Below are 26,635 nucleotides of genomic sequence, written 5' to 3' on the forward strand. Positions count from 1 at the left end.
GTGCATAGTGTCGGAGGCGTCATCACAGCACCGCACTGGTGCCACAGAATCAGCACAGACGACGTCACAGAGGTGAATCATGGCAGTCAGCCCAGACCGGGAGAAGGCGCTCGAAGCGGCCCTGGCCCAGATCGACAAGCAGTACGGCAAGGGCTCGGTGATGCGCCTGGGCGACGAGACCCGCGCACCGATCGAGACCATCTCCACGTCGTCCATCTCGATGGACGCCGCGTTGGGCATCGGAGGCTTTCCCCGCGGACGTGTCGTCGAGATCTATGGCCCGGAGTCCTCCGGCAAGACGACGGTCGCCCTGCATGCGGTGGCCAACGCCCAGAAGTCCGGAGGCATCGCCGCCTTCATCGACGCCGAGCACGCCCTGGATCCCACCTACGCGGAGAAGCTCGGAGTGGACACTGACGCCCTGCTGGTCTCCCAGCCGGACACCGGGGAGCAGGCCCTGGAGATCATGGACATGCTGGTCTCCTCCGGGTCGCTGGACATCGTCGTGATCGACTCGGTGGCCGCGCTGGTGCCGCGCGCCGAGATCGAAGGGGAGATGGGAGACAGCCACGTCGGGCTCCAGGCCCGGCTGATGTCGCAGGCGCTGCGGAAGATCGCGGGGCGACTCTCGCAGACCAAGACCACCGCCATCTTCATCAACCAGCTGCGCGAGAAGGTCGGCGTGTTCTTCGGTTCGCCCGAGACCACCTCGGGCGGCAAGGCCCTGAAGTTCTACGCCTCGGTCCGCGTGGACGTCCGCCGCATCGAGACCCTCAAGGAGGGCACCAACGCTGTCGGGAACCGAACCCGGGCCAAGATCGTGAAGAACAAGATGGCGCCGCCGTTCAAGCAGGCGGAGTTCGACATCCTCTACGGCGAGGGAATCTCTCGCGAGGGCGGTCTGATCGACGTCGGCGTGGAGAACGGCCTGGTGAAGAAGTCGGGGGCCTGGTTCACCTATGACGGCGATCAGCTGGGGCAGGGCAAGGAGAAGGCCCGCCAGTTCCTGAAGGACAACCCGGACCTCGCCGATGAGATCGAGCGCCGTATCCGGGAGAAGCTGGGCATCATCGATGCCGAGTCGGAGGACGGCGGCCCGTCGCTGAAGGCCGTCGACGGCCCGGCCTGAGTCTGACCGATGAGTGTCAGCGAGGACCCCGCACCCGCCTCGGGGACCGGCGGCCATCAGCAGGACACCATCGCCGCCCTGCGAGAGTCTCTGGCCCGCCTCGAGGCGGGGGAGTCGTCGTCATCGCCGGAGACGGAGGACCTCGGCGGCCCCGCTGGGGAGGTGTCCGCTGAGCCGGCCCGGCCCAGGATCTCCGATGACTGCGGCGACGACTACGACCGGGCGCGCAACGTAGTGCTGCGCAAGCTGACCGGCTCGGCCAAGAGCCGTCATCAGCTGGCGGAGGCGCTCCGTGCCAAGGAGTTCTCCGAGGAGGTCATCATCGCGGTGCTGGACCGCCTCGAGGAGGTTCAGCTGATCGATGATGCGGCCTTCGCCAGGATGTGGGCACGGACTCGGCATGAGAATCGGGGGCTGGGCCGAGCGGCCCTGCGCCGTGAGCTCACGGAGCGCGGAGTCGCCGACGCGGAGATCGAGGAGGCGCTCGAGCAGGTCAGCGCCGACGACGAGGACGCCGCGGCGCGGGAGCTGATCGCCAGGAAGCTGCGTGGCGTGGATCTTCCCCCGGGGCACGATGCCGCGGCGCGCAAGGAGCGGGACAAGCACACCCGTCGGCTGGTCTCGATGCTCGCGCGGCGCGGACACAGCCCCGGCGCGGCGTTCCAGCTGGTGCGCGAAGCCCTGGACGAGCACATCAGCGGGGCCACCGGTGGGTGAAGCCCGCGGCACGGGGGCGTAGAATTGACCGGCAGCGCGGGTCCGCCCCCGCGAGTGCGCCCGAGGATGCCCCCCGAGACCGACCCTGTGAGATCTGCGAGCGTGACGATGACCGAGACGACCCTGGACCGCCCCGCACACGCACCGGCCGCCCGGAGCTCCGAGGAGGAGCCGGCACCGGCCCGCACCTATGACGTGCGCACGTTCGGCTGCCAGATGAACGTCCACGACTCCGAGCGGATCTCCGGTCTGCTGGAGGACGCCGGCTACAGCGCCGCCGCACCGGACGAGACTCCGGACCTGGTCGTCTTCAACACCTGCGCGGTGCGCGAGAACGCCGACAACAAGCTCTACGGACACCTGGGTCAGCTGCGCAGCACCAAACGGGAGCGGAAGGGCATGCAGATCGCCGTCGGCGGCTGTCTGGCGCAGAAGGACCAGAACACCGTCCTGGAGAAGGCCCCATGGGTCGATGTCGTCTTCGGCACCCACAACATCGGCTCCCTGCCGACCCTGCTGGAGCGCTCCCGGCACAACCAGGACGCGGAGATCGAGATCCTCGAGTCTCTGGAGACCTTCCCCTCCACATTGCCCACCAAACGTGATGCGGTCTACTCCGGCTGGGTGTCCATCTCGGTGGGGTGCAACAACACCTGCACCTTCTGCATCGTGCCGTCGTTGCGCGGCAAGGAACGGGACCGACGCCCCGGCGAGATCCTCGCCGAGGTCCAGGCCCTGGTCGACGACGGTGCGGTCGAGGTGACCCTGCTGGGCCAGAACGTGAACACCTACGGCGTCGAGTTCGGCGATCGCGGGGCCTTCGCGAAGCTGTTGCGCGCCTGCGGCGAGATCGACGGTCTCGAACGGGTCCGCTTCACCAGCCCCCACCCGGCCTCCTTCACCGATGACGTCATCGAGGCGATGGCGGAGACCCCGAACGTGATGCCGCAGCTGCACATGCCCCTGCAGTCCGGCTCCGACACCGTGCTGAAGGCCATGCGGCGGTCCTACCGGTCCAAGAAGTTCCTCGGCATCCTGGACAAGGTCCGGCAGCGCATGCCCCACGCCGCAGTGACCACTGACATCATCGTCGGGTTCCCCGGCGAGACCGAGGAGGACTTCGAGGACACCCTGCGCGTGGTCGAGGCTTCACGGTTCGCCTCGGCCTTCACCTTCCAGTATTCGCCGCGCCCCGGCACCCCGGCGGCGACCATGGAGGACCAGATCCCCAAGCAGGTGGTCCAGGAGCGCTTCGAGCGGCTCATCGCGCTGCAGGATGAGATCACAGTGGAGGAGAACCGACGACAGCTCGGCACGGTGCAGGAGCTGCTGGTCACCGCCGACTCCGGGTCCAAAGGCGCGGAGACGGGACGACTCTCCGGGCGTGCTCCGGACAACCGCCTGGTGCACTTCTCCGTCCCCGAGGGCGCTGAGCGGCCCCGGCCCGGAGACTTCGTCACAGTGACCATCTCTGGGGCCGGATCCCATCACCTGCTGGCCGACCCGGCCTCGCGGGAGGAGTACCGGCTGCGTCGATCCCTCGCCGGTGACGCCTGGGATCGCGCTCAGGCGGAGTCCTGCGGCGTGGGCACCACCCAGGTCGGCGGGGACCAGCCGGGGGCGGTCTCGTTGGGGATGCCGACCATGCGCCCGAACGGCTGAGCCGGTGACCTCCGCGCCTGGGCAGCTGCCGCTGCTCGTGATCGCCGGAGCCACCGCCGTCGGCAAATCCGCTCTCGGGGTGGAGCTGGCGCTGCGCCTCGGCGGGGAGATCATCAATGCCGACTCCATGCAGCTCTACCGAGGCATGGACATCGGCACCGCCAAGGTGGCCGAACACCAGCGGCGCGGAGTGCCGCACCACCTTCTCGACGTCCTCGACGTCACGGAGGAGGCCTCGGTGGCCGTCTATCAGCGGCACGCCCGAGAGCTCATCGGCGAGATCCGGTCTCGCGGCCGAGTGCCGATCATGGTCGGCGGATCCGGCCTCTACGTGCGCGCCGCCGTCGACGTCATCGAGTTCCCGCCCACCGATCCCGAGACCCGCCGCACGCTCACCCGGCGTCTCGAGGACGAAGGCCCCGAACGTCTCCGTGAGGAGCTGCGCGCCGCCGACCCCGAGTCCGCCTCAGCGATCCGCGACGACCGTCGGCTGGTCCGTGCCCTGGAGGTCGTCCTGCTGACCGGCCGGACCTTCTCCTCCTACATGCCGCAGAGAGTCCACGAGCCCGCCGTGGGCCCGGTGCACCAGATCGGGCTGACCCTGCCGCGCGATCAGCTGCGGGGCAGGATCGACGCCCGCGTGGAGACGATGGTCGCCCAGGGTCTGCTCGAAGAGGTCCGCACCCTCGAGGCGCAGGGCCTGCGCCAGGGGCGCACGGCGTCCCGTGCCATCGGCTATCAGCAGTTCCTCGACGTCCTGGACGGCCGGCTCAGCGAAGCTGCCGCCGTGGAAGAGACAGCCACCGCCACCCGGCGCCTCGCGAAGCGTCAACAGACCTGGTTCCGCGCGGACCCGAGGATCACCTGGCTGCCGGTGGACCTGGAGGCCGACGACGTCGTCGGGCAGCTGGCCGACCAGGCCCAGCTCACACTCAGGGAAGCAACGCGCATCCGCTGACGTTGACCCACAGCAGAACCACACACCCCTCCGCCCAGGAAGGCACCACCGTGGCCCATCACCTCCCCGCACTCGACGCTGTCAGCGGCGCCCGCTTCACCAAGGCCCATGCGACCGGCAACGACTTCGTGATGCTCGCCGACGCCGACGGTGAGCTGTCGCTCGACGCCTCGGTGGTCCGAGCGCTGTGTGATCGCCACCAGGGGATCGGCGGTGACGGGGTGATCAGGGCTGTGCCTGCCCGGCTGGCCGCCGACGCACGCCGGGTCCTCGAGGCGGAGGAGATCCCGCACGAGCCCGCCGACCAGCTCTGGTTCATGGACTATTGGAACTCGGACGGCTCGGTCGCGGAGATGTGCGGCAACGGGGTGCGGGCCTTCGCCCATTTCCTGAGCTCCGAAGGTCTCGTCGAACTCGCCGAGGGGGACCAGCTCGCACTGGTCACCCGGGCGGGGGTGCGGACGGTGCGCCGTGTGCCGGAGGGCTACGCCATCGGGATGGGCATCTGGTCCTTCATCGACCCCGAGCTGGCCCAGGCCAACGCCTCGGACTCCCTGGTCATCGCCCAGGGGCTGACCGACCCGCGTCCGGCGCTGAGCATCTCCCTGGGCAACCCCCACACGGTGGTGGCCCTGCCCGAGGAGGACGCGTTGGAGGCCCTGGACCTCCACACGGCACCGCAGGTGGATCCGGTGCCCCCGCACGGCACCAATGTGGAGTTCGTCGTCCCCTCCGACCCGCTGGTCGTCGACGGCATGGGGCAGGTGCGCATGCGGGTGCACGAACGCGGAGTCGGCGAGACGCTGTCCTGCGGGACCGGAGCCTGCGCGGCGGCGGCAGCCGTGCGGGTCTGGGCCGCCGAGGACGGCGCCGACGCCTGGACCGTCCAGGTCCCCGGCGGGGAGGTCACGGTGCGATTCCTGGCCCGGGAGGACGGCGCCGAGGATGTGGAGCTGTCCGGTCCGGCCGAGAACGTCTACAGCGGGGTCATCGCCTGACAGCGGCTCCGCAGCCCTGACAGTGGCCCGGCTGCTCTGACAGCAGTCGCTCAGCCCTGGCTGCGCCGGACGCGCAGCAGGCGGAAACCCTTGGCCGTCTCCGGCCGGTCGGCGGTGAAGTCATCGCCGACCGCCGCGACCATCGAGCGGATCCAGGTCAGCAGCGAGTCCGCGCCGAGGTTCTTCTGCACCACCAGCCACGCCTCGGCCTCGTCCTCCAGGCGCGGCAGCCACTGCTCCAACAGTTCGTGGAGGACAGCCTTGCCGACGCGGATCGGGGGATTGGACCAGATCGTGGAGAACCGGACGCCGACAGGGACGTCTTCAGGGGCCATCACCTCGAGGTTCCCCAGACCCAGGCGTCGAGCGTTCTCCGCGCAGAGTTCACGGGCTCGGGCGTTGACGTCCACGGCCCACACGGTCGCGTCTGGGGACTGCAGCGCCATGGTCAGCGCGATCGGTCCCCAGCCGCAGCCGATGTCGAGCAGGTGCCCTTCCCCGGCGGGCTCCGGCGCGTGCTTCAGCAGCACGGCGGTCCCCTTGTCGATCCCGTCCGGGGAGAAGATCCCACCGGCAGTGACCACGGAGACCTGCCGTCCGGCCAGCTCGACGTCGACCTCTCGGCGACGTGCCGGGCCGGAGGGGGCGGAGGAGAAATAGTGCTGAGAGCTCACAGGGAGATGCTATCGCCTCCGCACCAGCTGACCCCTGTGGCGCCAGATTCGCACGGGCGCGCAGGACACCGTAGACTCCTCTGCCATGTGGATCTTCTTCCTCTGATGCTCTCGTGCGACGCGACCCTCGCGTCGTCCACGGTCGAGCCCGCGGGTCGCCCTGTCGGACACCCGCAGACCATCACCCTGTCACGCTCCGGCCATCGACGTGCTCGACCCGCCCGTCGGCCTGAGATGATCACCACCTCTTGACTCCGCCACCCCGCCTGGCGTGGACGACCAACGGGCAGGAATCCGCCACCGGCGGACCGCCCGAAGGCCCTGGTCGACAGCCTCGACGGGAGCAGCCCCTTCCTCCACAGCTGAGACAGGCACCGTCGTCGTACTCCACAGTCGGCGGCCTCGGCTAGTGCCGCTCCAGCGCGGAGCCGTAGGATGGAAGGACCCCTCACCGGGGTTGCCGGAGCCGAGACCCGGCACAGAGGGAGCCGCCGATGACAGGTGGCCCCGACGAGGAGATTATGACGAACACCCATCACGACGACACCACCCCTGGCACGGGGGACGAACCGCGCGAGGACGCAGGCGCTGAGGCGCCGGACGCTCCGGAGAGCCAGGCTGTCGATGACCAGGCCACCGTGGATGCCACTATCGAGCGCATTCTGGCCGCCGATCAGGCCCGTGCCGAGAGCGTCAGCCGTGCCGAAGCACCTCGCGGGACCGGGCGGACCCGGATCATCGCCGACGCGGCGCACCGCCGGGACGGCGACACCGCCGAGGGGGCTCGCGGTTCTGTGCTTGAGGGGCAGGCTCGGGAGCTCGCTGACCTGCGGACCCGCCATACCGAGGCGGACGGCGACCAGTTCGACCTGCTGGAGCGGCGCTCCCTGCGCCGGGTGGAGGGGCTCTCCACCGAGCTGGAGGATGTCACCGAAGTCGAGTACCGCCAGCTACGCCTGGAACGTGTGGTGCTCGCCGGGCTGTGGAGCACCGGCCCCGTCACCGAGGCGGAGCATTCGCTGCGGGAACTGGCCGCGCTGGCTGAGACCGCAGGCTCGACAGTGCTGGACGGCTTCCTGCAGCGCCGAGCCACCCCCGACCCCGGCACGTTCTTCGGATCAGGCAAGGCCGAGGAGATCCGCCAGGCGGTCGCGGACCTGGGAGCAGACACCGTGGTGGTGGACTCCGAGCTGGCGCCGTCCCAGCGGCGCGGTCTGGAGGACATCGTCAAGGTCAAGGTCATCGACCGCACCGGACTGATCCTGGACATCTTCGCCCAGCATGCCAAGTCCCGCGAGGGCAAGGCGCAGGTGGAGCTCGCTCAGCTCGAGTATCTGCTGCCGCGGCTCCGCGGCTGGGGTGAGTCGATGTCCCGCCAGGCCGGTGGGCAGGTCGGCGGCGCCGGCGCCGGAATGGGCTCCCGCGGACCGGGTGAGACGAAGATCGAGCTGGATCGTCGACGCATCAACACCCGGATGGCGAAGCTGCGTCGGCAGATCGCCGGAATGAAGCCGGCCCGTGAGGCCAAGCGCGCCAACCGCAAGCGCCACGCCGTGCCGTCGGTCGCGATCGCCGGCTACACCAACGCCGGGAAGTCCTCGCTGCTCAATCGGCTGACCGACGCCGGGGTGATGGTGGAGAACGCGCTGTTCGCGACCCTGGATCCCACAGTGCGCAAGGCGTCCACACCCGATGGGATCGGCTATACGCTCTCGGACACCGTCGGCTTCGTGCGGCAGCTGCCCACCCAGCTGGTGGAGGCGTTCCGCTCCACCTTGGAGGAGGTCGCCGATGCGGACCTGATCCTTCACGTGGTGGACGCCTCTCACCCGGAGCCGGAGGGGCAGATCAGCGCCGTGCGCACGGTGCTGGCGGAGGTCGACGCCCACGAGGTCCCGGAGATCATCGTGCTGAACAAGGCTGACATGGCCGACGACGTCGTCGTCGAGCGGATCCGGCGCCGGGAGCCGCGCACTGTCCTGGTCTCGGCCCACACCGGTCAGGGCATCGACGAGCTGCGCGAGCTGATCAGCGAGTCGATCCCGCGCCCGAATGTGAGCCTGGAGCTGCTGATCCCCTACTCCGACGGAGACGTGGTCTCTCGGCTGCACGGTGCAGACGCCGAGATCCTCAGCACCGAGTACCTGGCCGAGGGCACGCGGATGAGTGTGCGAGTCCGTCCGGACCTCGCCGCCGAGCTGCAGGAGCACGTCCTCACGGACGAGCCGGGCGCCGCATGAGTCCGCAGGCGCCGACCACCCGGTCCACCGGGCATCTGCGGTCCACTGAGCTCCTCGACCATGCCGTCACCGCCATGGGAGGGGTGCACCGGGAGGGCCAGATGGACATGGCACGCCATGTGGACCACGCCCTGCGTCGTCGGCGGCACCTGTTGGTGCAGGCGGGCACCGGGACCGGCAAATCGCTGGCCTATCTGGTCCCCGCCGTGGTGCACGCCCTGGACAGCGAACGTCCGGTGCTGATCTCCACCGCGACGCTGGCCCTGCAGGCCCAGATCATGGGGCGCGATCTTCCCCGGCTGCTGACGCATCTGGACGGGGAGCTGGAGGATGAGGTCAGCATCGCGCTGGTCAAAGGCCGGGCGAACTACCTCTGCAAGCACAAGCTCGACGGAGGCTTCCCCCAGGAGGATGAGGAGCAGGCGCTGTTCTCCTTCGGTGAGGAGCCTGTAGGGGAGTCCGCACCGGAACCGGGCTCCCGGCTCGGCCGGGAGATCGTCCGGCTGCGGGAGTGGGCCGAAGAGACCGAGACCGGTGATCGGGACGACCTGCCGGAGGGCGTCTCGGACCGAGCGTGGCGTCAGGTCTCGGTCAACGCCGTGGACTGCATCGGACCGCGGAAGTGTCCGATGGCCACCGAATGCTTCTCCGAGCTGGCCCGTGAGCGGGCACAGGACGCTGACCTGGTGGTCACCAACCACGCGATGCTGGCCATCGATGCCTTCGAAGGTCTGCAGGTGCTGCCTGAGCACGACGCGGTCATCATCGATGAGGCCCACGAGCTGGCCGACCGCGTGACTTCGGCGGTGACGGCCCAGCTGTCAGTGCAGATGATTCAGACGGCGGCCAGCTCGCTGCGCCGCCACACGAGCCTCAGCGGCGAGGACCTGCAGGCGGCCGCCATCGCGGTCGACGCGGCCTTCCATGCGAAGGAGTCCGGGCTGCTCACCCGGGGGCCGGACCCGCAGCAGACCCAGGCTCTGGAGATCACCCGCAATGCGGCCCGCACCGCCCTGTCGGACAGCAAGCCATCCGGTGAGTCCGAGGGGGACACCGGGCGCGCCACCGCCCGGGCCCGAGTGCAGGCGGTCCAGGAGACTGCGGAGCGGATGCTGCAGTCCGCGGAGACACCTGACGTCATCTGGCTCACCCGTCCCGGCAGCTTCACCCCTGGCGTCGGCTACCGGGAGGCCGACATCACCGAACCCCCGATCCTGCATGTGGCGCCCACCTCGGTGGCGGGTCGGCTGCGGGACGGGCTGTTCGGCGACAGGACGGTGGTGCTGACCTCGGCGACGCTGACGATCGGAGACAGCTTCGAGCCGGTGGCCGGAGCGCTCGGACTGGGCGGGGAGAAGGCCCCCTCCTGGGACGCCGTCGACGTCGGCAGCCCCTTCGAGTACCCGAAGCAGGGGGTGCTCTACGTGGCGAAGCATCTGCCCGCGCCGTCGCTGAAGACCGCCGAGCAGCAGCGTGACGAGCTGGCTGAGCTCATCGAGGCCTCACGGGGGGCCACATTGGCCCTGTTCTCCTCACGGCGCGCCGCCGAGGAGGCCGCGGAGGACCTGCGTGGTCGGTTGGATGTGCCGATCCTGTGCCAGGGTGACGCGACGATGTCCGCTCTGGTGCGCGAGTTCGCCGAGGACGAGGAGTCCTGCCTGTTCGGCACGATGAGCCTGTGGCAGGGCGTCGACGTCCCCGGCCGGTCATGCCGGATGGTGGCCATCGACAGGATCCCCTTCCCCCGTCCCGATGATCCGCTGATGAGCGCACGCACCCAGGAGGTGGCGCGCAACGGCGGCAACGGCTTCATGCAGGTGGCGGCGACCCATGCGGCGACGCGACTGGCCCAGGGGGCGGGACGGCTGATCCGCAGCGCCGACGACAGGGGAGTGCTGGCCATTCTGGACTCCCGGCTGGCGACCGCCCGCTACGGAGGGTTCCTGAAGAAGTCGATGCCGGACTTCTGGCCGACGGTCAGCGGCGACATCGCGCGCGGGGCCCTGCGCCGACTGGCGGATCAGCACACCGGAGACAGGTGAGTCGCCACCCGCTCCAGGTCGTGACGTCCGTGATGTCCGGCGCTGAGAGCTGCGTGCGGGTCAGAGGCTGCGCAGCACCGTGACGACCTTGCCCATGATGGTGGCCTCGTCCCCCAGAATCGGTTCGTAGCTGCGGTTCTGCGGCAGCAGCCACTGGTGACCGTCCCGTCGGCGAAGGGTCTTCACCGTCGCCTCGTCGTCGAGCAGCGCGGCGACGATGTCCCCGTTCTCCGCGGTCTGCTGCCGACGGACCACGACCCAGTCGTCCTCGAAGATTCCGGCCTCGATCATCGAGTCTCCCCGGACCTGGAGCATGAACAGCTCGCCTTCGCCGGTGAGCTGACGCGGCAGCGGCATGACGTCCTCCACATGCTGCTCGGCCAGGATGGGGCCGCCGGCCGCGATGCGTCCGACCACCGGGATGTCGGTGGTGCGGCTGTCGTTCTGCTCTCGGTAGGCATCCAGATCCACCACGGCGCTGTCGGCCCCCTGGGGGCGCGCCGTCGTCTCGTCCGAGCGTGCGGCGGCCTGCTCCGGCGCCACCTCGGAGTCCGGGGCCAGCAGGCGGCCTGCTGAGTCCCGGATGACCTCCATGGCACGAGGCTTGCCCGGCACACGGCGCAGATAGCCCATCTGCTGCAGGCGAGCCAGCTGGTGAGTCACCGAGGACAGCGAGGCGAGTCCGCAGGCGTCGCCGATCTCGCGCATCGACGGCGGGTAGCTGCGCTCGGCCAGGGACTGCTGGATCACATCGACGATGCTGCGCTGCCGATCCGTCAGGCGGGGAGCCTCCTCCTGCGTCCGCTGGGCGGCTCCGGTCTCCTCGGCTGGTCGCTTCTCCACGGCCATCACTCACGCCTCTCTGTGCAGGGTCTGGACTTGTCCGCCGCCTGGCTCGGCTCTGAGACACCCGATGCGGGACTGTCCATGTCAGAGGATCCTGATGGACTCTGAGGCATGGAGACCCGATCGAACATCGCATCCGAAACTGGGTTCGAACATGTGCTTCAGGCTACGGGACCACAGGTTGCCAAGCCAGCATATTCGAGCGCATGTCTGGCCTCATGTCGAACGAGTGTGCTAGAAATAGAACACAGATTCGAACAGTCTTCGATTCGGCAGCCAGCACGAGAGAGGTCTTTTCCCATGCGTCCCTCGCACGCCTCCTTCACCAGCAGTCGGTCCACTGCGTCTCCTGGCGACGCCGGGCACTCCGCGCCTGCCGGGCAGGGCACGACAGTGACGCTGACCCGCCGGGGGCGGCTGCTGTTCGTCGGGCTGCCGGCACTGGTGCTGCTGGCGGCAGCCTTGGTCGGCCTCGCCCTGCTGGTGGGCAGCTTCACGAACCTGGCTCAGGCCTCCGGCCAGGAGGCCCTCGGGGTCGAGGCGATCGAGGTGACCGTCACCCCCGGGGACACGCTGTGGAGCGTGGCGTCCCGTGTGGACTCCGAAGAGGACATCCAGGTGCTGATCACGCGGATCGCCGAACTGAACGATCTCTCCTCCTCGGAGCTGCACCCGGGGCAGACTCTCGATGTCCCGGTGGTGGACTGACCACCAGCATCCCGGAGCGGACGCGCAGAGAGGGCGATCCACCATGACGCGAGACGTCAAGATCGCGGAAGATGCTGACTCGGGTCCCAGCGCCGCGAGTAGGATGGCCGAGTGACTTCTCAGCAGAACGGGGCAGGCGGCGCGACGCCGTCGACGGCGACCCCCAGCCGATCCGAACGCCTGGCGCGGCTTCCGCTGCGTGACGAGTTGCGGGGGCAGGAACCCTATGGGGCGCCTCAGTTGACCGTGTCGGCGATGCTCAACGTCAACGAGACCACCTATGGCGTGCCCGCCGACGTCGTGGATGCGATCACCGCAGAGGTCCGCGCCGCCGCGCAGTCCCTGAACCGGTATCCGGACCGCGAGTTCACCCGGCTGCGGGAGAAGCTCGCCGACTACCTGGGGCACGGGCTCAGCGCCGAGAACATCTGGGCCGCCAACGGGTCGAATGAGATCATGCAGCACATCCTGCAGGCCTTCGCCGGTCCAGGGCGTTCCGTGATGGCGTTCCCGCCGACCTATTCGATGTATCCCCTCTATGCCCGCGGGACCTACAGCGAGTACATCGCCGGCACCCGGGCGGAGGACTTCACGCAGAGCCCCGAGGACGTGGCCGGTCAGATCCGCACCCACCGTCCCGATGTGGTGATCCTCTGCTCCCCGAACAACCCCACCGGCACTGCGCTGGGTCTCGACGTCGTCGAGGCCGCCTATGAGGCGGCCCTCGAAGGGGACACCATGGTCGTCGTCGATGAGGCCTACGGGGAGTTCCGGCAGAACGGCACCCCGTCGGCGCTGGAGCTGCTGGACGGGCGGGAGCGGCTGATCGTCTCGCGGACCATGAGCAAGGCGTTCGCGTTGGCCGGCGGACGGCTGGGCTACCTGGCCGCCGCCGAGGAGGTGACCGATGCGCTGCGTCTGGTGCGGCTGCCGTATCACCTCTCCGCGGTCACTCAGGCGACTGCGGAGGCCGCACTGGATCACAGCGAGACGCTGATGGCCAATGTGGAGCGCATCAAGGGTCAGCGGGACCGCATCGTGGAGGCCCTCACCGCGTTCGGCCTCACTCCCGCGCCGTCCGACGCGAACTTCGTCTTCTTCGGCGGTCTGCAGGACGAGAAGGCGGCCTGGCAGCATCTGCTCGACACCGGAGTGCTCATCCGAGACATCGGGATCCCCGGCCACCTGCGGGTGACCGCCGGCACCGAGGAGGAGACCACCGCATTCCTCGAGGCCCTGGGACGACACCTGGGCCGCTGACTCGGCGGACCGGTGACGGCCGCACCTCTGTCCAGCGGCTGAGACCGCCGCCGACGCCGCGGACCCCGTCTGCGGTGATGCGTAGACTGGAGGCGGCGTCATCAGACCCCACCCCCGTACCCACGAGCAGGAGCCATGGGAGCAGAACTGATCTCGGGCCGCACGGCCCAGATGGAACGAGTCACCTCCGAGTCGAGTGTGCGCGTGCGCATGGATCTCGACGGAACCGGCACCTCGGAGATCTCCACCGGCGTGCCGTTCTTCGACCACATGCTCACCGCGTTGTCGAAGCACGCCCTGATCGACCTGCAGATCGAGGCCACCGGGGACACCCACATCGACGTCCACCACACAGTGGAGGACACCGCCATCGTCCTCGGCGAGGTGCTGCGCACCGCCCTGGGGGACAAGGCGGGAATCCGCCGCTTCGGCGAAGCCACGGTTCCGCTGGACGAGGCCCTGGCCCAGGCGGTCGTCGACGTCTCGGGGCGCCCCTACCTGGTGCACAGCGGCGAGCCTGAGGGCCAGCAGTACCACCTCATCGGAGGGCACTTCACCGGGTCGATGACCCGGCACGCCTTCGAAGCGATCACCTACCACGCCGGAATCTGCCTGCACATGCGCGTCATGGCTGGCCGCGACCCGCACCACATCGTGGAAGCGCAGTTCAAGGCCTTCGCCCGTGCCCTGCGGGCGGCCGTGGAGTCCGACCCGCGGGTGGAAGGCATCCCCTCGACCAAGGGAGCGCTGTGATGGCGAAGCCCGAGGTCGTCGTCCTCGACTATGGCTCCGGCAACGTCCACTCGGCGGTCCGTGCCCTGGAGCGCGTCGGCGCCCAGGCGACCCTCACCCGGGAGCCCCAGCAGGTCCTCGCCGCCGACGGCCTCGTGGTTCCGGGCGTGGGCGCCTTCGCCGCGGTGATGGATGCGTTGAAGGAGATCGACGCTCCGCGCTGGATCGGGCGTCGGGTCGCCGGCGGGCGCCCTGTGCTGGGCATCTGTGTGGGGCACCAGATCCTGTTCGAGCGCGGTGTCGAGCATGGCATCGCCGCCGACGGGATGGGGGAGTGGCCCGGGGAGGTGACCGCCCTCCCGGAGGACGTCGTGGTCCCGCACATGGGCTGGAACACCGTCCGCGCCGCGGAAGGATCTGTGCTCTTCGACGGGCTCGCAGACGAGCGCTTCTACTTCGTACACTCCTACGCCGTCCAGCAGTGGGACTTCGATCAGACGGTCGACTCCATGGTCGCCCCGAAGGTCACCTGGTCCCACCACGGTGCGGACTTCATCGCCGCCGTGGAGAACGGTCCGCTGGCGGCGACCCAGTTCCACCCGGAGAAGTCCGGTGATGCCGGCATGCAGCTGCTGAAGAACTGGATCGAGAGCCTCTGAACGTCAGGCCGGCCAGCACCGATCCGGCCCTGATACCCCACCACCCGCAGGAACATCGCCGCAGGAAGAGAGACCCGACGCCATGGCCGAGAACGCCCCCGAGACCGCCACAGTGCCCGCCCTGGAGCTGCTGCCCGCCGTCGACGTCGCTGACGGTCAAGCCGTCCGCCTGGTCCAGGGGGAGGCGGGCTCCGAGACCGGCTACGGCGACCCGCTGGAGGCCGCACTGACCTGGCAGCAGCAGGGAGCAGAGTGGATCCACCTGGTGGACCTGGATGCGGCCTTCGGCCGCGGGCACAACCGCGATGTCCTGGCCCGCGTGGTGCGGGAGCTCGACATCAGGATCGAACTCTCCGGCGGCATCCGTGACGATGAGTCCCTCGACCGGGCCCTCGAGTTCGGGGCCACCCGGGTCAACCTGGGCACGGCCGCGCTGGAGGACCCGGAGTGGACGGCTCGAGCCATCGAGCGCCATGGCGAGGCCATCGCAGTGGGGCTCGACGTCCGGGGCGAGACCCTGGCGGCGCGCGGCTGGACGCAGGAGGGCGGGAACCTGTGGGAGGTGCTGGAGCGGCTGGAGGAGGCCGGCTGCCCACGGTATGTGGTCACCGATGTCACCAAGGACGGCACGCTGCGCGGCCCGAACACCGAGCTGCTCGCTGAGGTCTGCCGCCGCACGGCCAAGCCGGTGGTGGCCTCCGGCGGGATCTCCTCCGTCGAGGATGTCTCGGCGCTGGCGCAGATGGTCTCCCACGGTGTGGAGGGCGCAATCATGGGCAAGGCGCTCTATGCCGGACGATTCACCTTCCCCGAGGCGCTGAAGGCGGCCTCCGCCTCGGCATGACGCACCACCAGGGCGAGCACCACCAGAGCCAGCGGGGCCACTCCGCGTCCCGGGACGGCGCCGCTGAGACCTCGGGCCGTGCGCTGCCCGCGCACATTGCGAACCTGCTGGCCCGCCAGTCGAGTACCGCTGACGGCCGGGCCGGGGACTCCGCCGGGATTCCCTGGGACGGGCGGGACCTCTCCGGGGACGGGAACCCGCTGCACACCTTCGACGGTGACGACGGCCGGATCACCCGACAGGTCGCCGCGGCGCGCGACGGGCTGCTCGATGGCGCACTGGACGAGGCCGGGTTCGTCAATGCGTTGCGGGGCGAACGGTTGTTCGTCCCGGTGATCGCCACGGTCGCGGATCAGGGGCAGGCCCACGACGGCGCCCCGGCCGGGGACAAGGAAGCTGACATCGCGCTGGTGAGCATCACCTCGGCCTCCGGGCGCTCCACGATGCCGGCCTTCACCTCGGTGGAGGCGCTGACCGCCTGGCATCCTGAGGCGCGTCCGGTGGCCGCCGAGGCCGAACGGGTCATGCTCGCCGCGCTCGGGGAGAGCGCCGAGCTGGTCGTGGTGGATCCCGGAGCTGAGCTGACCTTCGTGCTGCGCCGCCCGGCCGTGGTGGCTCTCGCCCAGGGTGCACCGTGGACACCGTCGTACCAGTGCCCGCAGGTCGCTTCCGCGTTGGAAGGGATCGTGGGGCAGTGTCTCGGAGTGACCCGTCTGGTCATGGCACCGGGGAAGGGCGTGGGCACGGTGACCGCCTCTGGTGACCCGGTCTCCGGTGGTGGAAGCGGCCCGGAGCTGAGCATCGGTGTGGTGCTCGAGCCCGGACTGGATGCGGTCGACGCGCGCCTGGCGCTGGCCAGTGTGCAGGCGTCCCTGGAGCACCTGGAGGTGCTGGCCGAGCGCGCCGACTCGGTGGAGGTCGTGCTCGCCCGCGAATCCGGCTGACGGCTCAGGCGGCGGCACCGGCGGCACTGTCCGCTCTCGGTGACATCGCGCGGATCGTCAGGGTCAGGGCGTCACCGCAGTTCGGTCTCCCTGGCGGTCGCCAGCAACTGATGGCAGATCTGTTGCAGCGAGGCGGCCTCGGCGTCGTCGACGGAGTCGTGGAATATCTGCCGGATGTGCTGGGCGTGGACCTGGGAGGCTTCCTGGAAGATCCGTCGACCCTCATCGGTGAGAGCCGCAGTCATTCCGCGGCGGTCGGAAGGATCGGCGCACCGGGTGATGAGGCCCCGGGCCTGCAACGACTTGGCCTGGTAGGACAGCCGGGACGGAGAGAAGATCATCCGCTCGGCGAGCTCACCCATGCGCAGCTGGTTTCCCTCCGCCTCGGACAGGACCAGCAGCAGGTTGTAGTCGGCGAGGCGCAGACCTGTGGTGGCGTGAAGGCGCTTCTCCATCTTCACATTGATGGTCGCAGCGGTCTCCACGAACGTGCGCCAGGCGCGTGCCTTCGGAGAGGACCCGGTGAGGTCCCGGGCCGGGGGACGGGCCTCCGTAGAGTTCCCTGGGGCGCTGTGGCCTTCGACGGCGGTCACGCGGCCACCTCCTGCGTGCGTCGGTCGTGCGGGTGATGCGAGTCCGCTCAGTCTACGGCACCCGAGGGGACACCAGGATGTCGCGATGCCCGCCCGACGACGGCCTCAGTCGTCCACGTCGAGGACCTCGGCCGAGGTGACGTCCACCATGAGGTCGTGGCCATTGTCGAGCTCGATCTCCCAGACGACGACGCCGTCCTCGGTGTCGAGTTCGGCCTCGTCGATGAAGACCCCGGAGGCGTCATCGGCGTGCTCCTCGGCGGCTCGCAGAGCCTCGGCGAAGTCGACCTGGATCGCCTCGATCTCCCGCAGGTCGTCACCGTCCGGGGCGTCGTCGTCCTCGGTATGGACGATCTCCCCGGTCGCCTGGTCCGTGTGGACCTCGCGCTCCACTCCCTCGACGAGAACGTGCCACTCGTAGAGGCCGTCGTCGGCTTCCACCGCGAAGACCACCCCGTCGGGGTGCTCGGCCTGGACGGTGTCGAGCCCACCATAGGCCGGGTGGTCAGCGTCGGCGGAGTCTGAGGACGCTGCGTCGTCAGTGCCGTCGTCAGAGCCGTCCTGAGTGGTGTCCTCAGCAGTGTCGTCCCCGGCGTCGCTGTCTTCGCCGATCGTCACCGTCGTGTCCTCCCCCTCCTCGGCAGGGTCATCCGGTCCGCAGGCGGTCAGCGACAGCGCCATCAGCGTCGCCACGGACGCTCCGGTGACCGTCCTGGGGGCGAGCAGCCGGGAGGTCGGGGTCATGGGCAGGGGCATGCTGATCTCCTTCAGGGATGTGCTCCGGTGGATGCGGGAGCGGGTCGCGCACACCACGACCCGGGCTCGTCAGTCGGGCTCGTCAGTCGGTGTCGTCGTCCATGGTGTCGGGGTCGCCGCCGATGTTGTTCTCCTCCACGGGGCTGGGTCCCTCCGGCACGATGGCGCCGTTGCGTGCGTCGATGATCACGGTGTTCTCGGAGTCCGGACCTTCCACCGTGATGCTCCAGACGATGAGCTCCCCGTCACGGTCCTCCAGCTGGGCGCTGAGGACCAGACCCGAGGATTCGGTGCGGGCGATCTGCATGGCGCGCAGCAGGGGGACGTCGGCCTCGGCGGCCCGAGCCTGCAGGTCCTCGTCTGCCGCACCGCCGTCGTGGGTCTCGGACTCAGCGGTGCCCTCCGGATCGGTGACGACGATGCGGATCTCCTCTCCGCCGACCAGGACCTCGACGCTCATGCCACGCTCATCCGCACCGGTCTTGTCGAAGGCGACTGCTTTGCCCTCCTCCGCATCCACCGCGGTGTTGACCGCCTGAAGCGCCACGTCGAGGGTGAAGTCGATGTCATCGACGTCGTGGGGATGCTCCGCCGAGGGTTCGTGCGAGGGAGCGAGGGTGCCCTCCTCGTCGGCCGCCTCGGGCGGGTCGGGAGTGTCGTCAGGGGAGCCGCAGCCGGCCAGCAGACTCGCCGAGACGGCGATCGCGACCAGGGCGGCAGAGCTGCGGGATGTACTGCGCATGACTCCATCTCTATCGTCGCGACCTTCATGGATCCTGGACGTCTGCTCACCAGCTCCACCGATCAGGCGGTTCAGCCCGAAAGGGCCCACTGGACCATCCGGGGACCTTCCGGTCGCAGGTGGACGGCCCGGCCGGGGATGGGGCGCGGGAGCACCGGGACGTTCACCGCGAAGAAGTCCGCCTGAGACCGGTGGAGGGGGCTCAGCAGCATATTCGCAGGGGAGGACCGTGCGTGGTGTGACCAGGGGATCTGCGAGTACAGCGCGCTGCTGGGCTGCGCCGTGCCGACCACCCGCGTCCCCGACTGGATCCACTGGTCGATGATCCGGTGTTTCTCGGGCCCCAGTCGGTCCGCGTCGTCCAGCAGCACCGTCTGTGCTCCTGGACCGTCGGACCAGGCCGTCGCCGAGCTCAGCAGCACGGCGTCGTCGAGCTGCTGGGCCAGCACCTCCAGGCAGTTGGACCGTCCCGTGCCCGCGGCGCCGAGGATCAGCGTGACCGCGGCATCGTCCCACGCCACCGGTCGCCGGGTGAACTGCTCCACCCCGATCACGGCGCAACCTGCCCCGGCAGCGCCCGGCACCGTGTCCGCGGTCTGGCGCACCTGGTCGAGCCGGATGAGCTCAGGCAGGGGGTGCACGGTGATCTGTGGTCGCCTGATCCGTGGGTCCCCGGCGCCGACCGAGGTCCGCGCCGGCGGATCCGGCGCGGGGACGGTCACCAGCTGGATCTCCGTGCCAGGGGAGGGGTGCTCAGCGTCGAGGAGGACGCCGCGGCCCGGGATGGGGTCCACCGGTCGCAGCTTCGGCCACAGCATCCGGGTGTCCTGGGAGACGCCGTGCGGCAGATACACCCGACGTGGCAGCCGAGAACCGACCCTGCCGCTGGCCAGCTCGCGACCGCCTGCGAGGAGTACGGAGATCCCGACGTCGGCTCCCTCGCTGATGAGGGTGCCCAGCAGATGTTCCATCATCCCGCCGGCCGGCCCTTGGGCGGCCTGGTGCCATTGGGAATAGCCGCTGATGAGCACCACGATCTCGGAGTCGTCGGTGCGGTCTCGCAGACCGCGGGTGCGCCGGGCGGTGAGCTCCTCCTGGAGCCGCTGCAGCAGGTGGTCCACCTCTGCGGCGTGCTCGTCGGTGAGCCAGCTGCCCAGCCCGGGACGGTCGGCGAACTGCTGCAGGGAGCGGTCACCGTCGAGCAGGTGCACCTCCCATCCGGGATGATCGGGCCCGCAGGGGTCGCTGAGCAGCTGAGAGGCCAGGGCGACGACGGCCTCTCGACCTCCGGAGCCGCCCTCACCGATCAGGCCCAGGCTGCCGTCGCGGGCCGGGTCCCACCACAGGGGCCGTTGGTCCTGCTCTGGCGGGAGATCCAGCCGTCCCAGCACTGGTGGGCCCTCGGCGGTTCCGCGGGCTGTGGCGGGGTCGAGCTCCTCGACGAGCGGAGGCAGCAGGGGAGTGTGACGACGCGATCTGCCCGCCGCCCGGCAGGCTCGATCGAGAGCCTGGACCACGTCGCGGGTGGCCGCGCCGCCGGTCGCGGTCCCCGCCTCTGGGGCATGACGGGATCGGACCGGAATCAGGGTCAGCTCCTCTTCTGCGCTGGTCAGCAGACCAGTCTGGAAGAGGATCGGCGGCTCACCGGGGCGGCGCAGGATCCCCCGGCCGGGCAGGTGGCGGGGAAGCCTGCCGGCTTCCACAGTGCCCACCAGATCGCGAGACTCGTCCTCGCTGCGCAGCCGCAGGGTGACGATGCTGCCGATGTTGGCGCGGATGTCTGCGGTGACCACGCCCTGCGGACGCTGGGTCGAGAGCACCAGGTGCAGGCCCAGTGAGCGTCCCAGCGTGGCGAGCCGCATGAGCTCGTCCATGGTCTCCGGCAACTCATGGGAGAAGATGCGGAACTCGTCGATGACGACCAGGATCCTCGCCAGCGGCTCAGCCGGCCGAAGCCGACGGTATTCGGGGTAGTCCCCGGCCCCGGCGTCCAGGAACAGCCGCTCGCGTCGCACCAGCTCCGAACGGATGCCTGCCAAGGTGCGTTCCGCCTGAGCCTGGGAGAGATCGGTGATCAGCCCCAGGGAGTGCTCCAGCTCGGCCAGGTGCTGGAAGGTGGCACCGCCCTTGAAATCGAAGAGCACCAGGGAGAGCTCCTCGGGGCTGTACCGGGCGGCCCAACCCAGGATCAGGGATTTGAGCAGCTCGGACTTTCCCGAGCCGGAGGTCCCGGCGAGCAGAATGTGCGGCCCGTCCTCCACCAGGTCCAGGGGCTCCTCGCCGGAGACGCTGCGGCCCAGCACCGAGACCAGGGAATCAGCGGCGGACTGTGTGAGCATCTTGGACGGCAGCGGGATCTCCAGACGGTCCGGAACGGTTCCCTCGACGTCGAGTACCGCGCAGTGGGGCAGGGCCAGGCGCAGGTGCTCCTCCATGCTCGTGCGGGACAGACCGTCGACCACCAGTCCGTGGGCCCGCCCGGGCGCCGGCGCGGCTGCGGCGGCCTCCGTCGAGTCTCCCGGGGCGTCGGAAGGGACGCTCGTGGAGCTGGGGCTGCGACGAAGCATGCCGTCGTCGAGGTCGATGTCCCATCCGGATCGATCGCGCCATGGGACTGGTGCGGATTCGGGGGGATGGACGGCGAGGACGCACCATCGGTGGCGCAGTGCCTGATCGAGGACCTCTGCGGTGACCGACGCCTCGGCCACCAGGACGCCCGGTGCCTGGGCAGCGGCGAGGATGTCGGTGAAGGCCTCATCGGGGGAGTGGAAGGCCACACCATGGTCCTCCAGGAGCGACGACCAGCGGGCAGGATCCCCGACCACGTGGACCGCAGGGCGGGATGCAGCCTCTCGAACGACGAGCTGGACGAGAATCCAGCGCAGCAGGCGCCGGGCGGCGCGTCGAGGGCCATGGATCGTCACCTGTTCGCCGGGCCGCAGCGACATCCCGACGCTGCAATGGACGTAGACCTCCTCCTGCCGTCGGGTCGTGGTGGGCACATCCACCACCGGTACCACCACGCCGTGCCCCAGACGCACCACTGGCGCTGTCGGGGACGAGATGTCGTCGGCGGAGGGGGTCTGCTCCTGCGGCGAGGAGCTGACCGGTGCGCCGTCGTCCGGGCCGGTCGCACGGAGCCTGCGGATGAGCACACCGGGGGTGTCCAACTGCGCGTCAGCCAGGTCGGCCCACTGGGAGGCCGCCGTGTCCACCGCCGCGCGGAAGCGACGACGGCGGCGGGCTGCGTCAGCCATCGTGGCCGCAGCCACCAGCGCGGACACGGCGCTGAACAGCAGGAAGAACCACATTCCGGTGACGAACACCAGCACGATGCCGATCACCAGGGGGACGCAGGCCATGAGCAGCATCATTCGGTGCTTGCCCTCGGGAGGATCCTCACCCACCGGCACTTGAGGAGGAGGCCAGGAGCTCGGCGAGGCAGGAGCGGGACTCTCGGTCACCAGCCGCAGGACGGAGTCGCCGATCTGAAGCGGTTCACGGTTCGTCCACGGAGCCTGTCGGTGCTTCGACCGGCGGTCCTGGGCGGGGTGGGTGGACGAGACGGTCACGGCGCGGGCGCCGACGGCGATGGTGCAGTGCTCCCGGCCGATCCCGGGATCGGCCAGCGAGATGTCCACCGGCCCCCTGCCGACGGCATGGCTTCCCCGGGTCAGGGGGATGAGGCGGCCGGCGTCGGGGCCTTCGTCCACACAGAGCTGCAGGGGCAGGTGAGCGCCACGACCTCCCGCGGGGCCCCTCTCTGAGCCGTTCTTCGCCGTCGGCGAGTCCGCAGGGTGGAGGACCACCACCATGCCGGGGTGGATGCGGGGGGATCCGGAGGGCACTGTCGCCAGGGGGTGGCCGTTGACTGAGGCCCGGAGGGCCCCGGAGGACGTGCCCACCCAGGTGAGCAGAGCGTCTTCCAGCTGCTCGCCGGAGGGCCGGGACGCACCCTGCACCCGAAGTCTGGCGTCATATGCGCCATGCCCCGGCGCAGAGCGCCGCAGGATGTCCCACCGCTGCTGGCACAGAGCGCCGGGAGTCAGGGCAACTGTCAGGGTCAACGACATTCTTCCTCCTCAGCGGCGTCGGTGAATGCCTCAGCGGGCCCAGCGTATGTGCCAGAAGCCCACCAGGGCGCCCATCGATGAGGAGCCTGTGGATAACGCGGGGAGAGGCTCCTGTCGCGTGTGGTTATCCACAAGCTGTGTCATCTATCTGGTCCCGGTGCCCCCTGCTGGCTAGGGTGTTGCCCTGTGAAGGCCACTGGGAGCGGGCCGGGCCGCGACGGCGGGTGAGTCGCCATGTGGCCCTCGGTACGAGGCTCACCAGGTGTGCGAACACAGCACGCAGAGCACGAGAACGAGGGGGAGTGAGGCGTGGAGGCTCTGGCCATCGTGGAGGAGGAGGTGCGGGAGCAGGTCCGTCTTCGCGGACTGGACCCGTCCGAAGACCGGGGTGGTCTGCGGGAGCTGGTCGAAACGGCCGTCAATGAGTACGACAGGCGATCCATGGTCAGCGCCCTGCCGTTGATCGGTGGCCTCGACGCAGCGGTCAAGCACGTCGTGGACTCGGTGGCAGGGTTCGGGGAGCTCCAACCCCTGCTCGAGGACGACACCGTCGAGGAGATCTGGATCAACGGACCGCAGGAGGTCTTCGTCGCTCGAGGCGGACGCTCGGAGCTGACCTCGATCACCCTCACGGAGGAGCGGGTCCGTGATCTCGTGGAGCGCATGCTCAAGACCTCCGGGCGTCGTCTCGACCTGTCGTCGCCGTTCGTGGACGCGGCGCTGCCGGACGGCTCCCGCCTCCATGTGGTGATCCCGGACATCACTCGGCGCCACTGGGCCGTCAACATTCGTAAGTTCATCGCGAGGGCCTCGAGTCTGGACGGCCTTGTGCATCTCGGCTCCCTGTCACCGGCTGCGGCGCGGTTCCTCGAGGTCTGCGTGGCCAGCGGGATGAATGTGCTGGTCTCCGGCGCCACGCAGGCGGGAAAGACGACCCTGCTGAACTGTCTGGCCTCTGCCATAGGCCCTCGGGAGCGCGTCATCACCGTCGAGGAGATCTTCGAGCTGCAGCTTCCGCTGCGTGATGTCGTGGGTCTTCAGTGCCGCCAGCCGAATCTGGAGAACCAGGGGGAGATCCCGTTGCGGCGCCTCGTGAAGGAAGCGCTGCGCATGCGTCCCGATCGGCTGATCGTCGGTGAGGTCCGTGAGGCGGAGAGTCTGGACATGCTCATCGCACTCAACAGTGGACTCCCAGGCATGGCCACTGTCCATGCCAACGGTGCCCATGAAGCTCTGACCAAGATCTGCACGCTTCCGCTGCTGGCCGGGGAGAACATCGGCCGGGGCTTCATCGTGCCGACGGTGGCCTCCTGCGTGGACCTGGTGGTCCACTGTGCGCGTGACGGGCAAGGACAGCGGCAGGTGGAGCAGATCGTGGCCGTGGGGTCACGGGTGGAGGCTGAACGCATCGAGACCTCGACCCTGTTCGCCCGGACCGGTGGGGAGCTCGAGATCAGCCCGAGCGCGGCCTTCGAGCTGCCTAAGCTCACGGAGGACGGGCGCCGTCAGCTCAGGCGTGCCGGGGTGCTGGGATGAGCCTGCTGTGGGGGACGGCGCTGGGGATGGGCCTGCTGCTGATCTGGTGGTCATGGTGGCCGCGCCGGCCGGTCAGGATCCGCGGTGGCCTGAGGCGCCCGGGGCGCCTGCGCCGGCTGCTCGCCGAAGCCGGCCACCGACGGGTGGGAGTCTCCGGAGTCGTGACGGCCATCGTGGCCTGTGCGCTGGTCGCCTTCCTGCTGGTGATGCTGCTGACCGCCGCTGTGCCGGTCGCGCTGTGCTTCGCCCTGTTCGCCGCCGCCGTCCCTGTCGTGGTGCTGCGTTGGCAGGCGGCCAGACGCCGGGCGATGCTGCGAGAGATCTGGCCCGATGTCGTGGACCACCTGCGGTCGGCCGTGCGGGCAGGAATGTCTCTTCCGGAGGCCATCATGCAATCACGCATGTCAAGTAGACGTATGATGAAGTAATGCGAGCCGCGATCTACACCCGACTGTCGTACGACCGCCACGGCGACGAGTTCGGCGTCCAGCGACAAGAAGAGGACTGCCGCGCCATTGTCGAGCGCCGAGGCTGGACCCTGGCAGGCGTCTACTCCGACAACAGTCTCTCAGCCTACAAAGAGTCGGTGAAGCGTCCCGCCTACGAACAACTGCGCGAGGACTACGCTGCGGGCAAGTTCGACGCCCTGGTGTGCTTCGACCTCGACCGCCTGACCCGACAGCCCCGGCAACTCGAGGACTGGATCGACGCCGCCGAAAGGTCCGGCCTAGCCCTGGTGACGGCTAACGGAGAGGCGGACCTGACGACAGTCAACGGGCGCACGTTCGCCCGAACGAAGGCCGCATTCTCTCGCGGGGAAGTCGAGATGAAGTCATTCAGACAGAAACGCGCCGCGAAACAACGCGCCGAGCAGGGCAAGCCGTGGGGCGTTGAACGACCATTCGGATACTGCAAGGACAAGGTCACCCCCGAACCTCGGGAGGCCGAAGCCGTACGGCGCATGTACGCCGACTTCCTCGCCGGTGTCCCACAGCACGAGCTGGCCCGTCGTCTCAACGCACAGGGCATCCGCACGACACGCGGCTACGAGTGGACCCAAGGCGGCGTCCGTCGAGTGCTACAGAATCCGCGCTATGCGGGCCTGGCCCAGTACAAGGGACAGCTGACCGGCACAGAAGCGCAGTGGCCGGCGCTGGTGGAGCGAGACACCTGGGAGGCGGCTGTGTCGATGATGCAGCATCGCAGGGTCGGGCCGGGACACAATCGCGTGAAACATCTCCTGTCCACCGTCGCCGAGTGCGGTATCTGCGGGGCGGGCCTCCGCTCGAAGAACCGTAATGACAAGGTCCGCTACTACACCTGTCCCACTACCGGGCACGTCTCCCGGAAAGCCGACGCCCTCGACGTCATGGTGACCGAGTTCGTCCTCGGCTACATCCAGCGCCACGGACTCGCCGCCGCCCCACAGCCCGACGCGCCCGACCGAGAGGTCCTGGTCGCTAAGGCCGAGGTTCTGAGGAAGCGCGAGGCTCAGCTCGGAACGGAGTTCGCCGATGGAGAGCTGACCGCGCCTCAACTACGGGCAGCCAACGAACGACTGCGAGAACAGATGGAGGAGATCAACCAGCAATTGGCCGCGTCCTCGAAAGCCCCAGGACTAGAGGCCCTGGCGGACGCCGAGGATATACGCGCCGTCTGGGACTCTCTCGACCTCCACCGGCGGAGGGGAGTTGTGAAGGCGCTCGTGCGCGTCATCGTCAAGCCGCATTCCCGGCCCGGCTCCAAGCGGTTCATCCCCGAAGACGTCGACATAGTGGTGCGAAACTGACCCGCCCCAGCGAGACCGCCACAATGGTCGCTGCGTCCCCTTATCGGTTGCTGAATCACCAGCTGTCCCCTAGTATCTAACTAGGTTGTCAGACGTGGATAACGTCGCAACAGGCCCGTATATCCCTGACGTTCGCGTCTCGGCGGGCAGTCGGGAGGGTTATGCCTATCACCCGATGCAGGCCGCGCAACTGTTCGCAGCGCCCGTACACCCTTGGGTTCGTCCCTCGGCGGGCATGAGAGTAGTTGCGCCCGGCTCGCGTCCGCCGCGAGCGTAGAAAGGCTAAGGGGGCACCTGTGTCCCCAACCCAAGACGTCGACGGACGCCGGCCCTACGGCCGAGAAAGCCAAGTCGACGCGCCAAACAACTGCATGACCCCCGAGGGCTGACCCCACACGGTCGGCCCTTTTTCTATGCCCAAGCGAGCCCCGCCACACACGTGACGGGGCTCGACCTACTTAACGCCCCTGACCGATCCGGTCGGGGGCGCATCTAGTTAAGGGAGGTTCCCGTGACCACGACCGAAGAGACCCCCGGACGAGTCAGCCCGGAACAGCTGGCCGTCCGCTTCAACGTCCACCCCAAGCTGATCCGGCAGCTCGTCCACGACGGCACCATCCCCCACATTCGCCTCGGACCGCGGACAGTCCGCATCGACCCCGACGAAGCAATCGCCGCCCTGCAGGGAGACCACAGCCGTGACTGATCTCAGCATCCGCGACCACGTCGCAAA

The 26,635-nt window shown here is 69.1% G+C and carries 23 protein-coding genes; 17 read left to right on the forward strand and 6 right to left on the reverse strand.

The features are described from left to right. Positions 1–79: 79 nt before the first annotated feature. The 5 genes from recA to dapF all read left to right on the forward strand — a co-directional run bounded on the left by recA (position 80) and on the right by dapF (position 5,464). Positions 80–1,129, forward strand: coding sequence for a recombinase RecA (gene recA / locus ACYVKI_RS03130; protein WP_460688875.1), 1,050 nt, complete (start codon positions 80–82; stop codon positions 1,127–1,129). Positions 1,130–1,138: 9 nt separating this feature from the next. Next, on the forward strand, positions 1,139–1,846 hold the full coding sequence (locus ACYVKI_RS03135) for a regulatory protein RecX (protein WP_460688876.1): 708 nt from the start codon (positions 1,139–1,141) through the stop codon (positions 1,844–1,846). A 108-nt stretch (positions 1,847–1,954) separates the two neighbouring features. Next, entirely contained in the window at positions 1,955–3,508 is a 1,554-nt protein-coding gene (gene miaB / locus ACYVKI_RS03140; RefSeq protein WP_460688877.1) for a tRNA (N6-isopentenyl adenosine(37)-C2)-methylthiotransferase MiaB, read from the forward strand. A gap of 4 nt (positions 3,509–3,512) precedes the next feature. Beyond that, entirely contained in the window at positions 3,513–4,466 is a 954-nt protein-coding gene (gene miaA, locus ACYVKI_RS03145; protein ID WP_460688878.1) for a tRNA (adenosine(37)-N6)-dimethylallyltransferase MiaA, read from the forward strand. A gap of 50 nt (positions 4,467–4,516) precedes the next feature. After that, a complete protein-coding gene (gene dapF / locus ACYVKI_RS03150) occupies positions 4,517–5,464 on the forward strand; it encodes a diaminopimelate epimerase (RefSeq protein WP_460688879.1) in 948 nt (315 codons plus the stop codon). 50 nt (positions 5,465–5,514) lie between these two features. On the opposite strand, the gene ACYVKI_RS03155 is transcribed toward dapF, so the two are convergent. Then, entirely contained in the window at positions 5,515–6,138 is a 624-nt protein-coding gene (locus ACYVKI_RS03155; RefSeq protein WP_460688880.1) for a class I SAM-dependent methyltransferase, read from the reverse strand. Between the two features lie 494 nt (positions 6,139–6,632). On the opposite strand from ACYVKI_RS03155, the gene hflX reads away from it, so the two are divergent. After that, positions 6,633–8,378: a GTPase HflX gene (gene hflX / locus ACYVKI_RS03160; RefSeq protein WP_460688881.1), complete on the forward strand. Its 1,746-nt coding sequence runs from the start codon at positions 6,633–6,635 to the stop codon at positions 8,376–8,378. Next, a complete protein-coding gene (locus ACYVKI_RS03165) occupies positions 8,375–10,420 on the forward strand; it encodes an ATP-dependent DNA helicase (protein ID WP_460688882.1) in 2,046 nt (681 codons plus the stop codon). Before hflX ends, ACYVKI_RS03165 begins: the two co-directional genes overlap by 4 nt. A 60-nt stretch (positions 10,421–10,480) precedes the next feature. On the opposite strand, the gene lexA is transcribed toward ACYVKI_RS03165, so the two are convergent. Then, positions 10,481–11,269 carry a transcriptional repressor LexA gene (lexA, locus tag ACYVKI_RS03170; protein WP_460688883.1) on the reverse strand — a complete coding sequence of 263 codons (789 nt, stop codon included), beginning with the start codon at positions 11,267–11,269 and terminating at the stop codon, positions 10,481–10,483. Positions 11,270–11,566: 297 nt separating this feature from the next. Here lexA and ACYVKI_RS03175 point away from each other — a divergent pair, with 297 nt between their 5' ends. The 6 genes from ACYVKI_RS03175 (at position 11,567) to ACYVKI_RS03200 (ending at position 16,413) form a co-directional block, all read left to right on the forward strand. Beyond that, complete coding sequence (locus ACYVKI_RS03175) at positions 11,567–11,974, forward strand: LysM peptidoglycan-binding domain-containing protein (protein WP_460688884.1); 408 nt, start codon at positions 11,567–11,569, stop codon at positions 11,972–11,974. A 111-nt stretch (positions 11,975–12,085) separates the two neighbouring features. Further along, complete coding sequence (locus ACYVKI_RS03180; protein WP_460688885.1) at positions 12,086–13,234, forward strand: histidinol-phosphate transaminase; 1,149 nt, start codon at positions 12,086–12,088, stop codon at positions 13,232–13,234. 135 nt (positions 13,235–13,369) lie between these two features. Then, positions 13,370–13,987, forward strand: a complete 618-nt coding sequence (hisB, locus tag ACYVKI_RS03185) for an imidazoleglycerol-phosphate dehydratase HisB (protein WP_460688886.1) — start codon at positions 13,370–13,372, stop codon at positions 13,985–13,987. Next, positions 13,987–14,625, forward strand: a complete 639-nt coding sequence (hisH, locus tag ACYVKI_RS03190) for an imidazole glycerol phosphate synthase subunit HisH (RefSeq protein ID WP_460688887.1) — start codon at positions 13,987–13,989, stop codon at positions 14,623–14,625. Before hisB ends, hisH begins: the two co-directional genes overlap by 1 nt. Positions 14,626–14,707: 82 nt before the next feature. Then, positions 14,708–15,469 carry a bifunctional 1-(5-phosphoribosyl)-5-((5-phosphoribosylamino)methylideneamino)imidazole-4-carboxamide isomerase/phosphoribosylanthranilate isomerase PriA gene (priA, locus tag ACYVKI_RS03195; RefSeq protein WP_460688888.1) on the forward strand — a complete coding sequence of 254 codons (762 nt, stop codon included), beginning with the start codon at positions 14,708–14,710 and terminating at the stop codon, positions 15,467–15,469. Continuing rightward, complete coding sequence (locus ACYVKI_RS03200) at positions 15,466–16,413, forward strand: SseB family protein (RefSeq protein WP_460688889.1); 948 nt, start codon at positions 15,466–15,468, stop codon at positions 16,411–16,413. Before priA ends, ACYVKI_RS03200 begins: the two co-directional genes overlap by 4 nt. 71 nt (positions 16,414–16,484) lie before the next feature. On the opposite strand, the gene ACYVKI_RS03205 is transcribed toward ACYVKI_RS03200, so the two are convergent. The 4 genes from ACYVKI_RS03205 to ACYVKI_RS03220 form a co-directional block, all read right to left on the reverse strand. Beyond that, positions 16,485–17,006, reverse strand: coding sequence for a MarR family winged helix-turn-helix transcriptional regulator (locus ACYVKI_RS03205; RefSeq protein WP_460688890.1), 522 nt, complete (start codon positions 17,004–17,006; stop codon positions 16,485–16,487). 105 nt (positions 17,007–17,111) lie between these two features. Beyond that, on the reverse strand, positions 17,112–17,762 hold the full coding sequence (locus ACYVKI_RS03210) for a PepSY domain-containing protein (RefSeq protein WP_460688891.1): 651 nt from the start codon (positions 17,760–17,762) through the stop codon (positions 17,112–17,114). An 82-nt stretch (positions 17,763–17,844) separates the two neighbouring features. After that, a complete protein-coding gene (locus ACYVKI_RS03215) occupies positions 17,845–18,504 on the reverse strand; it encodes a PepSY domain-containing protein (RefSeq protein ID WP_460688892.1) in 660 nt (219 codons plus the stop codon). 71 nt (positions 18,505–18,575) lie between these two features. Beyond that, positions 18,576–22,577, reverse strand: a complete 4,002-nt coding sequence (locus tag ACYVKI_RS03220) for an FtsK/SpoIIIE domain-containing protein (protein ID WP_460688893.1) — start codon at positions 22,575–22,577, stop codon at positions 18,576–18,578. A 309-nt stretch (positions 22,578–22,886) separates the two neighbouring features. Here ACYVKI_RS03220 and ACYVKI_RS03225 point away from each other — a divergent pair, with 309 nt between their 5' ends. From ACYVKI_RS03225 to ACYVKI_RS03240, 4 genes are all read left to right on the forward strand, one after another. Continuing rightward, the gene (locus ACYVKI_RS03225; RefSeq protein WP_460688894.1) at positions 22,887–24,113 is read left to right on the forward strand and encodes a CpaF family protein; all 1,227 of its coding nucleotides are present in this window, start codon (positions 22,887–22,889) and stop codon (positions 24,111–24,113) included. Further along, complete coding sequence (locus tag ACYVKI_RS03230) at positions 24,110–24,541, forward strand: type II secretion system F family protein (protein ID WP_460688895.1); 432 nt, start codon at positions 24,110–24,112, stop codon at positions 24,539–24,541. The genes ACYVKI_RS03225 and ACYVKI_RS03230 overlap by 4 nt, the downstream gene beginning before the upstream one ends. Beyond that, entirely contained in the window at positions 24,541–25,902 is a 1,362-nt protein-coding gene (locus tag ACYVKI_RS03235; RefSeq protein ID WP_460688896.1) for a recombinase family protein, read from the forward strand. The genes ACYVKI_RS03230 and ACYVKI_RS03235 overlap by 1 nt, the downstream gene beginning before the upstream one ends. A gap of 511 nt (positions 25,903–26,413) precedes the next feature. Then, positions 26,414–26,608 carry an excisionase family DNA-binding protein gene (locus ACYVKI_RS03240; RefSeq protein ID WP_460688897.1) on the forward strand — a complete coding sequence of 65 codons (195 nt, stop codon included), beginning with the start codon at positions 26,414–26,416 and terminating at the stop codon, positions 26,606–26,608. Positions 26,609–26,635: the final 27 nt, after the last annotated feature.

This window comes from Nesterenkonia suensis, assembly GCF_054782935.1.

Coding starts and splice junctions, on each gene's coding strand:
- recA (WP_460688875.1), top strand. CDS start 80: ATGGCAGTCAGCCCAGACCGGGAGAAGGCGCTCGAAGCGGCCCTGGCC.
- ACYVKI_RS03235 (WP_460688896.1), top strand. CDS start 24,541: ATGCGAGCCGCGATCTACACCCGACTGTCGTACGACCGCCACGGCGAC.
- ACYVKI_RS03215 (WP_460688892.1), bottom strand. CDS start 18,504: ATGCGCAGTACATCCCGCAGCTCTGCCGCCCTGGTCGCGATCGCCGTC.
- lexA (WP_460688883.1), bottom strand. CDS start 11,269: ATGGCCGTGGAGAAGCGACCAGCCGAGGAGACCGGAGCCGCCCAGCGG.
- ACYVKI_RS03135 (WP_460688876.1), top strand. CDS start 1,139: ATGAGTGTCAGCGAGGACCCCGCACCCGCCTCGGGGACCGGCGGCCAT.
- ACYVKI_RS03175 (WP_460688884.1), top strand. CDS start 11,567: ATGCGTCCCTCGCACGCCTCCTTCACCAGCAGTCGGTCCACTGCGTCT.
- hflX (WP_460688881.1), top strand. CDS start 6,633: ATGACAGGTGGCCCCGACGAGGAGATTATGACGAACACCCATCACGAC.
- ACYVKI_RS03165 (WP_460688882.1), top strand. CDS start 8,375: ATGAGTCCGCAGGCGCCGACCACCCGGTCCACCGGGCATCTGCGGTCC.
- ACYVKI_RS03220 (WP_460688893.1), bottom strand. CDS start 22,577: ATGTCGTTGACCCTGACAGTTGCCCTGACTCCCGGCGCTCTGTGCCAG.
- hisB (WP_460688886.1), top strand. CDS start 13,370: ATGGGAGCAGAACTGATCTCGGGCCGCACGGCCCAGATGGAACGAGTC.
- priA (WP_460688888.1), top strand. CDS start 14,708: ATGGCCGAGAACGCCCCCGAGACCGCCACAGTGCCCGCCCTGGAGCTG.
- ACYVKI_RS03230 (WP_460688895.1), top strand. CDS start 24,110: ATGAGCCTGCTGTGGGGGACGGCGCTGGGGATGGGCCTGCTGCTGATC.
- hisH (WP_460688887.1), top strand. CDS start 13,987: ATGGCGAAGCCCGAGGTCGTCGTCCTCGACTATGGCTCCGGCAACGTC.
- miaB (WP_460688877.1), top strand. CDS start 1,955: ATGACCGAGACGACCCTGGACCGCCCCGCACACGCACCGGCCGCCCGG.
- ACYVKI_RS03210 (WP_460688891.1), bottom strand. CDS start 17,762: ATGCCCCTGCCCATGACCCCGACCTCCCGGCTGCTCGCCCCCAGGACG.
- ACYVKI_RS03200 (WP_460688889.1), top strand. CDS start 15,466: ATGACGCACCACCAGGGCGAGCACCACCAGAGCCAGCGGGGCCACTCC.